Origin of the sequence: Photobacterium nomapromontoriensis, assembly GCF_050336815.1 — a bacterium.
Taxonomy (GTDB): domain Bacteria; phylum Pseudomonadota; class Gammaproteobacteria; order Enterobacterales; family Vibrionaceae; genus Photobacterium; species Photobacterium nomapromontoriensis.
On sequence record NZ_JAKJSL010000015.1, the window covers coordinates 267423 to 279342 of the forward strand.

The following is an 11920-nucleotide window of genomic DNA, read 5'->3' on the forward strand; positions in this document are numbered from 1 at the left end:
TAACAAGCATGATTCACAGCGTAAATCTGATATTTCAATTTTGAACACTAAACAGACAATCACTTATTAATCAATGCGTTATGATGTTTTTATCTTGTTCTGATTTTGTAAGGATTTGCAGTTTAATAATTTGTCCTTTATAAATAACGCCACACTCGCAAGCACAACACCAACTATACCTAGAGAATAATCATGAACAATCAACAAAGTGGGACGCTATTAGGCCACCCAAAAGGTTTGTTCTTACTGTTTGGAACCGAACTGTGGGAACGCTTTTCATACTACGCAATGCGTGCAATTCTTGTTTTATATCTAACTGACAAAACCATGGATGGCGGTCTTGGTTGGACAACACAGGACGCACTTAGCCTTTACGGCATCTACACCGGCCTTGTTTACATTACTCCTCTTATCGGTGGTTGGATTGCTGATAACTATTTAGGCCAACGCCGCTCAATTATTATTGGCGGAATATTAATGTCACTTGGTCAATTTACGCTGGCTCTGCCTCATAGCGTCATTGACCCGTATGCAGTGAATGTCTTTTATGCCGGTTTAGGTTTACTTATCATCGGTAACGGTCTGTTTAAGCCAAATATTTCAACGATGGTTGGCGACCTGTACAAAGATGGCGACAACCGCCGTGATGGTGCTTTTACCATCTTCTATATGGGTATTAACCTTGGCTCCCTACTTGCTGGTATCATCGCGGGTACCGCCTCTGCGGTATATGGCTGGAAAGCTGGATTCCTGACTGCTGGTATCGGTATGTTGATCAGCTTAGTGACTCAGTTGATTTATGCAGAGCGCCTGCTAGGTAACATTGGTAAAGTACCCGCAGCCAAACGCGCGGCAGCAATGAACAAATCAGGCAAACAAGAGCCACTGACAAAAGTAGAACGTGATCGCCTGAAAGTTATTATGATCATGGGCTTGTTTGTTGTGATCTTCTGGGCTGGCTTTGAACAAGCCGGTGGCCTGATGAACATTTTCTCGCAACAATATACTGATCGTATGATCGGCAGCTTTGAAGTTCCAGCGGCATGGTTCCAATCACTGAACCCGTTCTTTGTTATCACTATGGCGCCAATTATTGCCGCTATCTGGGTGAAATTAGGTCCTAAGGAACCAAGCTCACCGGTTAAATTTGCAATGGGTCTGTTCTTCTTAGCCGCGGGCTTCCTATGCATGATTGGTGCAGTAATGCAGCAAGGTGGCGATATCACCGTGAAGACATCAATGCTATGGCTTGTAGGTGCATACTTCTTCCATACTTTGGGTGAACTATGTCTATCGCCAATTGGTCTGTCTTTGGTGACAAAACTGGCTCCGCTTCGCCTTGCCTCTCTAATGATGGGGACATGGTTCGGCTTTAACGCGGTTGCTAACTATGTAGCTGGGATCATTGGTGCACACGTTGGTGAATCAGGCCCAATGGCTATCTTTAGCGGTATCGCAATTGCTGCTACGGCTTCAGGCGTACTACTTCTACTTTGCTCTAACCACCTTATTGGTTGGATGCACGGCGCAGAAGGCAAGCAAGTTAAAGATGACGCTATCGATGTTCAGCCTGTAGAGGCGTAAGAACGACGAGTTCGAGATCAAAAAACAGAAAACGGAGGACAACAGTCCTCCGTTTTTTTTGGTTTGAATAAAACGGATGAGGGGCGAGTCATGCTGCGCGTCGAGAGACGAGAAAGTGCAGTTAAGAGCGTTAGGGACTAGGGACGAGTAGGAGCGGGAAGAGCAGTTAATAACGAGGAAATGCGGGACTAGGAAAAGCGGGACTAGGAAAAGCGGGAAAGCAAGGGGGTTCTGTAAGAAGATTCGAGGGACGAGGTTCGAGTGTAAAGGAAAAAGAGCACATTCTGAGAGCCAGTCCCTGTTTTTATTCCGTTCTAAACGCTCTTGCTCGTCCCTTTAATCTCGCCCCTAGCCCCTCAAGCTCTTCCATAGTGCCTTAGGGCCACAGATCCGCTCTGCCCTTCCGCTCTTAACCCGATCTTCCTCGTCCCTGAAAACTCGCCCATAGCCCCTCAAGCTCTTCCATAGGGCCTTAGGGCCACAGGTTCGCTCTGCCCTTCCGCTCTTAACCCGCTCATCCTCGTCCCTGAAAACTCGTCCCTAGCCCCTGATGCTATTCCAGGATCTTAGGGCCACAGGTTCGCTCTTGCCCATCGGCTCTTAACCCGCTCTTCCTCGAAACTAGTCCCTAAAGACTCGCGCCTAGATCTTGCTCCTACCCCCTAGAAACCCGCTTAAACGTCAGGCTGAAACTGCTTAAGCCTTTTTCGCTGAGGGACAAGCGGCCACCTGACTCTGCAAGCCTCAGCCTGACACTGTCATTACGGCTAGCGTTGTTGCCTAACCAAGGCATTGCTTTGATCATTTGCTCACCCTCACTGGTTTGCAGCCGCACGGCTAAACCAGCGGATGCCACAACCAAGCTGTGATCGGTGACATCAAAAATACCAAATATTGCTCGGATTGGAGAGGCATAACCAGAATGCCGCATCCCTTTTTCGATCAATTTAATCAACCCCGTAATGTTACTTTCTTCGGCCATTCTGGTACGTAAATAGTCATTAAAAAAAGCCCGAATCAACAAGGTCGTCGCAGTACCATTTTCTCCGCCGGCTGCAGAATCAACAAGATAAAACGCCAGTCTTCCATCTATCTGCCAGGTATAATCCAATAACATCGGGGGGGCGTCTGCTGATTGGAGGACACAATAATTTATCTGCCAATCACCCAAGCTTGATTCTGGTTCCGGCATCAATCCAAGAAGTAATTCACGCGCTGCCCTTGGATTGCTTTTTAGCTCTTCAATATGCCATTCCAGCTCTTCATCAATCACGGTCTCATCTTCGAGGCTGATCCACTGACTGGAAAAATCATTATGCCCGGTGATTGAATCTTGGGTTTTTAATACCGAAAGCAGCGCTGATTTTAAGACCATGATGTTCTCAAGCGGCTTGATCAGAAAGTCTTTTACACCTAGCCGCAATGCTGTTGCAACATCCGCCATATTTCCCGTACCTGAAATCACGATAATGGGCACCATGGGGTATTGCAAAGCGACCTCTTCGACAAACTCCATTCCCGTCATCACTGGCATCGATAAATCACAAAGCAGCACATCCGGTAAGCAATCTCGCAATGCTCTTAGCCCCGCTAACCCGTCTCCTGCCTCACGCACACGGCATCCCTGACTGTGTAAAAAGCCAGATAACATCGTTCTAAACACCGGATCATCTTCGACAATCAGAATGTCTTTATCTTCAAGCAAAGTCTGCTGCTCCCTTACCGCTAGACTAGGGTTATACGTATTATGCTGACATAATCACCACCTAGTGGATATATATACCAAGTTACACATAACCTTATAAATCCATAAATCATTATGAACTAACCAAAAGCATAGGCATGAATTGGCCAATAGTCAGTCAAATTTGCATGTGCGACAACAATTTATTAAATTCTGTTACGGCGCTCAAATTTTAATGATTTCAATGAGTAAGAAAACAAAACGAGACAATAGGAAACACAGTTATTGATTCACAACAAAACTTGTCTGGAAAAGGACATCTTTTGACACATTTTATTATACAATTCCCCATTATAAGTTTTCAGTGATGTAGAGTTATGAAGCTTGACGATTTGAATTTATTTCGCATGGTTGTTGAAAATGGCAGCTACACTGCGGCTTCGCGTAAAACCCAAGTGCCTGTCGCCACACTTACCCGGCGTATCCAAGCACTCGAAGAGAGCCTGAACATTCGGCTGCTTAATCGCCATGCCAGAAAGCTGTCACTGACAGAGGCTGGACAGAAGTTTTATGACGATTGTAGTCCGATCCTGCAAAGTCTTGTCGACACTGCTGAGCATATCAGTGAAGAATGTAAAGGTGCGGCAGGTAAGCTTAAAATTGCGGCGCCATCCAACCTGACAAAAGTCATGCTACAACCGTTACTCAACGCCTTTATGAAGGAGCATCCAGCGATTAACCTGGAATTGTCGATGAGCAACGATCCTGAATTACTAGACCCAACTGACTGGGACATCATTTTCCGTGTCGGTCCACAACGTGATTCAACGCTCATTGCACGCAAAATCAATATCGTTAAAGATATTCTTGTGGTGAGCCCAGATTACCTAAAATCCAATCCTGAGCCTAAACACGCCCAAGACCTCCACCAGCATCCACTATTAAAAGGCAAACCATTGTTCCGCTGGCGTCTTACAGACTGTAATGGCGAAACGATTACAGTCAGTGATCGCGGTCGCTTTGAAGCCAATGAACTGAATGTGGTACGTAAAGCCTGTATGGCAGGACTTGGAATCACCCTGATGCCCGATGTCATGTTGAAAACATACATTGCATCAGGAAAACTGGTCCAAATTCTTGAAAACTGGTCATCGAACCAACGCGATGTCTATCTAATGTATAATCACCGCGATTATCAACCTGAAAAACTACGCTTATTCATCGAATTTGCGAGTGATTATTTCAAACTGTAAGTTACCGCGGTTCCTCATGAAGCCCTTATTCCGAACTCATCACTGAGTAAAGGGCTTCATTCTCCCTCTGTCTTAATCTCGTTGCATACAATTTCTTGCTAACCGTTTCAACCCCGACTAAACGTTAATATAACCAAGCTACTTCAAGATGCTCGTTTCAGCGAGAGTATATTGGTTTCTAATCAAGGCATAGATTAGTAGACAAGTGGCTCTACGTTGAATGAAGAGATACCGGATATGCCACAATGATCGGTATTAATAAGGAAACGTTATGATTCTGGGACATTTATTCGGGCTGTATGCCCATCCAAAGCAAGAATGGAAAACCATCGACAAGGAGCATGAAGGGATCCAGAGCTGCCTCAGCCATATTCTGCTGGTTGCCCTGCTACCGCCAATCTTTGCCTTTATTTCCAGTGCCTTTATCGGCTGGCGTGTTGGCGTCGGTGAGCCGATCTTCCTGACCCAGAGTAGTGCACTGATCATGTCTGCGACCATGTACATTGCCCTGATCGGTGGCGTCTTTGCCTTGGCTTACCTCACCTATTGGATGAGTCACACTTTTGGTTCCTCCCCAACCTATAAACAAGCATTAGAATTAGCCGCTTATACGGCGACTCCCCTGTTTATGATCAGTATCGCCGCCATTTATCCACAGATCTGGTTTTTAATGATTGCAGGCCTCATTGGTATCGCCTACTCAGTGTATTTACTGTATACCGGCGTACCGATTTTAATGCATATTCCCGAAGAGCGAGGCTTCATCTATGCAAGCTCAATTGTGACTGCCGGGTTAGTCTTGTTGGTGTCGATTATTGCCGGTTCAGTCATTCTCTGGAGTGTCGGCCTTGGGCCGCAGTTTAGTCATTAACAGCAGAACGCGTGGCGAGAAAGAACAAAAAGCGAGAGTCATGACTCTCGCTTTTAGGGTCTAGGGTCTAGGGTCTAGGGTCTAGGGTCTAGGGTCTAGGGTCTAGGGTCTAGGGTCTAGGAGGTTATACCTACACCTCTTCGTTATGCAACTCAAGGTTGGCCAAGTCTTGCTGGATCTCGCGCTTAGTCTTTGAATCTTCATTACGTAGCGAGTCAAGAAAATCTAAATAAGCCTGATCAATATCACCGGTGACATAGGTACCGCTAAATACTGATGTTTCAAATTGCTGAATATCTGGGTTACCTTCCGCAACAGCGGCAACGAGATCATTCAAATCTTGGAAAATCAGGCCATCAGCACCGATCATCTGGCAAATTTCATCCACTTCACGGCCATGGGCAATCAGTTCATTGGCTGATGGCATATCAATACCATACACATTAGGGAATCGCACTTCCGGTGCCGCCGAGGCCAGATACACTTTACGCGCCCCCGCCTCCCGCGCCATTTCGATAATTTGCTCAGACGTTGTCCCGCGAACAATCGAATCATCAACCAACAGCACGCTCTTATCCTTAAACTCAGAACGGATTGCGTTAAGTTTACGACGTACTGACTGACGGCGCAGTTGCTGACCTGGCATGATGAAGGTACGGCCAACATAACGGTTTTTAACAAACCCCTGACGGTAAGGTTTCTCTAATGTATTTGCAATTTCAAGCGCACTATCACAAGAGGTTTCTGGGATTGGAATAACAACATCAATATCCAAATCACTCCACTCACGCTTAATTTTCTCACCAAGCTTCTGCCCCATGCACAGACGCGCAGCGTAAACAGACACTTTATCGATAAAGGAATCCGGGCGGGCAAAATAAACAAACTCAAAGATACAAGGGTTCAATGTTGGATTATCCGCACACTGCTGAGTATAGAGTTGTCCGTCGAACGTAATGTAAACCGCTTCACCAGGGGCAACATCACGCATAAAGTTAAAGCCAACCGCATCCAATGCAACAGACTCTGACGCCACCATATACTCAATGTGACCATTAACCTCACGTTTACCCAAGCACAAAGGACGAATGCCCTTAGGATCCCGAAATGCAATCATACCGTGGCCAATGACCATCGCGACCACCGCATAGGCACCTGAAACCATCCGATGCAGCTCAGTGATCGACTCAAACACTTCAGCAGGAGAGATAGGGTAGGATTTAGCGCTATCTAGCTGGTTAGCCAGTACATTCAGCAGCAGCTCAGAATCAGAAGTGGTATTGACATGGCGGCGGGCTTTCTCAAATAAGCTATCACGGATCTCGGCAGCATTAGTCAGATTGCCATTATGGGCCAGCGATATACCATAAGGTGAGTTCACATAAAACGGCTGAGCCTCTGAGGCACTCGAACTGCCCGCGGTTGGGTAGCGAACATGCCCAATCCCAACATTACCTTGAAGACGCTGCATATGCTTAGCTTCAAACACATCACGGACTAGACCATTTGCCTTCCGCAGACGGAAACGATTGCTTTCCAGGGTAACAATACCCGCTGCATCTTGGCCACGGTGCTGCAGCACGGTCAATGCATCATAGATAGACTGGTTCACCGGGGTAGAACCCACGATTCCGACAATACCACACATGTCCTAAATCCTCGTCACACTTAGTTAAATTTCAGCAGGCACCCGATAAAACCGAATCCCTGCTGAATACTGTTTCCATGAGGCTACCAAACCACATTGTGATCTGATTCCTATTAATCAAGACCGCCCGTTACAACACGCTCGGTAAAAAACTTGATGTATCCTTTAGGTAAGTGAAGAACCATTCAATGACGACGCCAAACTGAGGGATCAATTGCGACTGTTTCCACCAATCCGCTTCTGAAAACCCGGTAAAAGCATCCATAAAGAACAGCACGGCTGCGACAATCAAGACACCACGCACGCCGCCAAACACAATCCCCAACACCCGATCTGTCCCCGACAGGCCGGTTTTCTGAACAAGCTGTCCAATCACATAATTCACGACCGCGCCCACAATCAGCGTGGCAATGAACAACGCTGCAATGGCGCTACCGTTACGTAGCATCTCGTCCTGAATATTCGTGAAATGCGCTGCCAGCTGAGTATAAAAATTACTGGCGACAAAAAAAGCCGTAAACCAAATCACGAGTGACAACGCTTCTTTCACAAAACCCCGGAGCAAACTCACCAGAGCAGAGAAGCCTATTACGCCTAAAATGACGTAATCAATCCAAATCATCATTTATTGTATTCGTCTTATTGATGCGTATTCTAACAGAAAAAATGAGGACGCAAACGTTTACCTATGGGTTTAATGGATTAAATCTGACCAATCGGCCTTTTAATCCGGTTAATTTTTCCAATTCTTTCAGTTTGGCAGACAAGGTCACTTTTGAAATATCAGGCCCTACTACAACCCTTGCTAAGTCACCTTGTTTCGGCTGCTTTGGAAACACATGTGCCTGATAGCCTTCTTTACGTAAGCGATCAACAAGCTGGTGCGCATTATCAAAATTTCGGAATACCCCGAGTTGCACCACCCAACCACTGTCCTGATTACCCGCTTTCGGTGGCGTCACGGGCTGAGGTTTAACCTGCACGACTTGCACCGCCTCATCCGGCACATCACGCTCGACAACATTATCATCAGCGGTGTCATTATCAATGGTCACAGTGACTGGTTCCGGAGGTAATTTCACCTCTGCAAACTCAGGCTCAGGGATGGTTTCATAGGCCACCTTATCGGCCGCCTCAGGCTGAAGCGGGATACTGGCGAATTGCTCCTGATAATGCTGCTTCTGACCGTCAAATAAATCCGGTAGAAAAATAACCCCAATAGCGACCAAAATAATCGTGCCTATCAGGCGACTTTGAAATTTACTTGCCACAATCACTCCTGTTCATTTATTCCAATGTGACTGGATACTTGCCCAACAGTGTAAAAGGAGCCAAATACAATTACCATATCTTCAGGCTCTGCCTTTGTCAGCGCAGCGTCATATGCCGCTATTGGCGTTTCAAATCCGTGAGTCTCCGGTGCCAGATGAGCAATAATCTCATCGGCCGTTGCTGCACGAGGACCCGTCAATGAGGCGGGATACCACGCATCAACAATCTCAGTCATTTCAGCCACGGTCGCGGCAATGTCTTTATCGTGCAGCATAGCTACAACGGCATGGATTTTCGCTTTCCCTTCACGCTGCTTAATTAAAGACAACTGACGAGCAAAATATTCAGCAGAATGTGGATTATGCGCCACATCCATAATCACGAGCGGTTGGGTTGATACCGTTTGCATGCGGCCAGGTAATGAGGCTTTTTCCAAACCGTCGGCAATATGTTGATCAGAAATATCCAGCTCCGCAAGTGCGAGGGCCATCAGGGCAGTTGCAGCATTAGGCAATGGTAATGATGGTAATGGCAGGTTATCGAGCGTAAATGCTCCGCTCTTCCATTGCCAATGGTCATCACAGACTTGGTAGTCAAATTGATACCCGACCTGATAAAAATCAGCGCCAATATCGTCGGCATGAGCCGGTACTGTCGCCGGTGGATTTGGCTGGCCACAAATGGCGGGTTTGCCAGAACGGAAAATCCCCGCTTTTTCATAACCGATAACATTGATGTCATCACCAAGCCAGTCAACATGGTCAACCGCCAAACTGGTGATAACAGAGACATCATGCTCAACAATGTTAGTCGCATCAAGGCGACCGCCAAGACCGACTTCCAGAATAGCCACGTCAACGTGATGGCTCTTAAACAATTGCAGCGCCGCCAAGGTACCGAATTCAAACATACTGAGGCTGGTGTCACCACGCTGCTGCTCAATAACAGCAAACGCTTCAGTATGTGCGCTATCTGGCAGCTCGCGGCCATTAATACGAACTCGCTCATTATAACGAATCAGATGCGGGGAGCTGTACACACCGACGGTATAACCCGCCTGCAGTAAGATAGATTCTAACATCGCACAGGTCGATCCTTTGCCGTTCGTCCCAGCCACGGTGATCACCCGATTTGCTGGCTTCGTCAGTTCTGCGTTGATCGCAACAGCCTGAACCCGGTCAAGTCCAAGATCAATCGCGCTGGTGTGAAGATGTTCGAGATAAGAAAGCCAAGAGGCTAAAGAAGAATTTGCTTGTGGTACGGTCAATCCAGACATGCGTCATCATTTTCTAGTGAAACCAATATGCCCACTAATTTAACACTGAACGGTCTGAACCCAAACCGCATTACACGATTAAGGGTGACAAAAGCCAGCAATATCACCAAACGTGACAGGCACATCGCCTCGTCATAAAGCAGCTAGGTATAAAACTGCCTTAAAAATAACGAACGGGACAATCGTCCCGTTCATTGTTGATCGCTACAAAGACAACACTGTGTGCGTGGTTAACGCAAACTAGTCTTCCGTCTTTGGCGTTTCAATATCATCAACCATTTCTACAGGCGCCACGACCGGCTTTTTAATAGGCACAACCATTGGCGACGTCGCGTTGGTGAGTTTTGCAACCAAACCACCAATGCGCTGGCGCATTTCACGGCGGTCAACAATCATATCAATCGCACCATGCTCCAGCAAAAATTCACTGCGTTGAAATCCAGCAGGTAGTTTTTCACGCACCGTCTGCTCAATAACACGCTGGCCAGCAAAACCAATCAAGGCTTTCGGTTCGCCGATATTAATGTCACCTAACATGGCCAAACTGGCTGAAACACCACCCATAGTCGGATCGGTAAGCACGGAAATAAAAGGTAAGCCTTTGTCAGATAAACGCTCTAATGCGGCACTGGTTTTCGCCATTTGCATCAATGACATCAATGCTTCCTGCATACGCGCACCGCCACTGGCAGAGAAACAAACTAACGCACAATTGCTAGCAATGGCCTCATCAACAGCCTGCACAAATTTAGCGCCCACTACCGAGCCCATTGAGCCCCCCATGAAGGAGAACTCAAACGCACAGGCAACCAATGGCTGCTCAAGCAATGTGCCTTTCATTACCACCAAGGCATCTTTTTCACCACTGGTCTTCTGCGCAGTAGAAAGACGATCTTTGTACTTCTTAGAATCGCGGAACTTCAACTTATCTTGTGGTTCCATATCCGCCGCAAGTTCAACCTGACCGTCAGCATCCAGAAACGTTTCCAGACGGCGACGCGCTTTCATTCGCATGTGATGGTCACACTTCGGGCAAACTTCCAGGTTTCGCTCTAGATCGGCGTGATAAAGCACTTGTTCGCAAGATGTACACTTGGTCCATACCCCTTCAGGGATTGACGCTTTGCGAGAAGAAACAATGTTGCTTTTGGTTAGGATCTTTTCCAGCCAGCTCATGAATGACCTTTTATGTTCTATTCCCCTGCCCAATGCGCATTAATTTCATAGCACAAGCTGTTGTGGCAGAGAATTACAAATTCGTTAATTTTCCGATATGGAATTAAAGCACAAACTTGCCAGTCTGTAGATAAAAAACTGGTACTATGAGTTGTTGTTACCCTATGAAGTAAAAGACATAGGGTAAAATCCTCATCATTTCGCCCCATTTCTATCCTATTGCGGCAAAAATGAACCTACACGCAGGCTTAATCGGGTAGAAACAGTGGGCCAATCGGCGCACGTGGCAGAGCAAACGCTTCAGGATAGTCCACATCCACCAAGTATAGCCCTTCCGCCTTAGCTGTTGCACCCGCCAATTTTCGATCTTTTTGTGCTAAAAGCCATTGGATCCACTCCGGCTTCTCTTCACCCCGCCCGACCTTAATCAAGCTACCGGTGATATTGCGAACCATATGATGAACAAAGGCGTTCGCTTTGATATCAATAATGACAAAATTACCTTGGCGAGACACCGTTAAGTGCATCAGATTACGCCATGGGCTGAGTGACTGGCAATGCACCGCACGAAACGAGGTGAAGTCATTCTCACCTAATAGATATTGTCCTGCTTCATGCATTTTTTTCTCGTCCAGGTCGCCATGGTAATGGCTAATACCCGTCCCTAAAATGGCAGGACGCAACGCGTGATTATAAATGACATAGCGATAACGGCGGGCTGTGGCGGTAAAACGGGCATGAAAATCATCGTTAACTTCCTTCGCCCAACGCACAGCAATATCTTTTGGCAGATGTGCATTCACGCCCATTGTCCAAGCGGCCATTTTACGGTCAACATTCACATCAAAATGCACCACCTGACCCGTACCGTGCACCCCCGCATCAGTACGCCCGGCACACTGTACTTCAACCGGTTGATTGGCAACTTTAGTCAGCGCCTTTTCCAAACGCTCTTGCACACTGTCTACATCCCGCTGGCGTTGCCAACCGTAGTATTTCGCACCATCGTACTCAATACCTAAAGCTATTCGCATAATTCACTTCGTTCTTACTGATGGCCCGCGGCCAAGGTTCAAATGAATCCGAATTATAGGGAAAAGTGGAATGAGATGCGAGGGAGAGCAGAAAACAGGGGCGAGTTTCGAGGGGCTAGGGG

At 46.9% G+C, this 11920-nt stretch carries 10 protein-coding genes; 3 read left to right on the forward strand and 7 right to left on the reverse strand.

What is annotated here, in order from left to right; all coding sequences use genetic code 11:
• Positions 1-192 precede the first annotated feature (192 nt).
• The gene (locus tag L4D12_RS01890; protein ID WP_428446117.1) at positions 193-1584 is read left to right on the forward strand and encodes a peptide MFS transporter; all 1392 of its coding nucleotides are present in this window, start codon (positions 193-195) and stop codon (positions 1582-1584) included.
• Positions 1585-2239: 655 nt separating this feature from the next.
• Here the strand turns inward: L4D12_RS01890 and L4D12_RS01895 are convergent.
• Positions 2240-3289: a response regulator gene (locus L4D12_RS01895; RefSeq protein ID WP_428446118.1), complete on the reverse strand. Its 1050-nt coding sequence runs from the start codon at positions 3287-3289 to the stop codon at positions 2240-2242.
• 356 nt (positions 3290-3645) lie between these two features.
• Here L4D12_RS01895 and L4D12_RS01900 point away from each other — a divergent pair, with 356 nt between their 5' ends.
• Both L4D12_RS01900 and L4D12_RS01905 read left to right on the forward strand, forming a co-directional pair.
• Entirely contained in the window at positions 3646-4521 is an 876-nt protein-coding gene (locus L4D12_RS01900) for a LysR family transcriptional regulator (protein ID WP_428446119.1), read from the forward strand.
• Between the two features lie 271 nt (positions 4522-4792).
• The gene (locus tag L4D12_RS01905) at positions 4793-5392 is read left to right on the forward strand and encodes a Yip1 family protein (protein WP_428446120.1); all 600 of its coding nucleotides are present in this window, start codon (positions 4793-4795) and stop codon (positions 5390-5392) included.
• Between the two features lie 130 nt (positions 5393-5522).
• On the opposite strand, the gene purF is transcribed toward L4D12_RS01905, so the two are convergent.
• The 6 genes from purF to truA all read right to left on the reverse strand — a co-directional run bounded on the left by purF (position 5523) and on the right by truA (position 11798).
• Positions 5523-7040, reverse strand: a complete 1518-nt coding sequence (gene purF / locus L4D12_RS01910; RefSeq protein WP_428446121.1) for an amidophosphoribosyltransferase — start codon at positions 7038-7040, stop codon at positions 5523-5525.
• 130 nt (positions 7041-7170) lie between these two features.
• The gene (gene cvpA, locus L4D12_RS01915; RefSeq protein WP_428446136.1) at positions 7171-7662 is read right to left on the reverse strand and encodes a colicin V production protein; all 492 of its coding nucleotides are present in this window, start codon (positions 7660-7662) and stop codon (positions 7171-7173) included.
• Positions 7663-7726: 64 nt separating this feature from the next.
• On the reverse strand, positions 7727-8311 hold the full coding sequence (locus L4D12_RS01920) for an SPOR domain-containing protein (protein WP_428446122.1): 585 nt from the start codon (positions 8309-8311) through the stop codon (positions 7727-7729).
• A 2-nt stretch (positions 8312-8313) separates the two neighbouring features.
• Positions 8314-9588: a bifunctional tetrahydrofolate synthase/dihydrofolate synthase gene (gene folC / locus L4D12_RS01925; RefSeq protein ID WP_428446123.1), complete on the reverse strand. Its 1275-nt coding sequence runs from the start codon at positions 9586-9588 to the stop codon at positions 8314-8316.
• Between the two features lie 240 nt (positions 9589-9828).
• Positions 9829-10764: an acetyl-CoA carboxylase, carboxyltransferase subunit beta gene (accD, locus tag L4D12_RS01930; RefSeq protein WP_428446124.1), complete on the reverse strand. Its 936-nt coding sequence runs from the start codon at positions 10762-10764 to the stop codon at positions 9829-9831.
• 248 nt (positions 10765-11012) lie between these two features.
• Entirely contained in the window at positions 11013-11798 is a 786-nt protein-coding gene (gene truA / locus L4D12_RS01935; protein WP_428446125.1) for a tRNA pseudouridine(38-40) synthase TruA, read from the reverse strand.
• Positions 11799-11920 lie beyond the last annotated feature (122 nt).

Coding starts and splice junctions, on each gene's coding strand:
- L4D12_RS01890 (WP_428446117.1), top strand. CDS start 193: ATGAACAATCAACAAAGTGGGACGCTATTAGGCCACCCAAAAGGTTTG.
- L4D12_RS01900 (WP_428446119.1), top strand. CDS start 3,646: ATGAAGCTTGACGATTTGAATTTATTTCGCATGGTTGTTGAAAATGGC.
- L4D12_RS01905 (WP_428446120.1), top strand. CDS start 4,793: ATGATTCTGGGACATTTATTCGGGCTGTATGCCCATCCAAAGCAAGAA.
- purF (WP_428446121.1), bottom strand. CDS start 7,040: ATGTGTGGTATTGTCGGAATCGTGGGTTCTACCCCGGTGAACCAGTCT.
- cvpA (WP_428446136.1), bottom strand. CDS start 7,662: ATGATTTGGATTGATTACGTCATTTTAGGCGTAATAGGCTTCTCTGCT.
- folC (WP_428446123.1), bottom strand. CDS start 9,588: ATGTCTGGATTGACCGTACCACAAGCAAATTCTTCTTTAGCCTCTTGG.
- accD (WP_428446124.1), bottom strand. CDS start 10,764: ATGAGCTGGCTGGAAAAGATCCTAACCAAAAGCAACATTGTTTCTTCT.
- truA (WP_428446125.1), bottom strand. CDS start 11,798: ATGCGAATAGCTTTAGGTATTGAGTACGATGGTGCGAAATACTACGGT.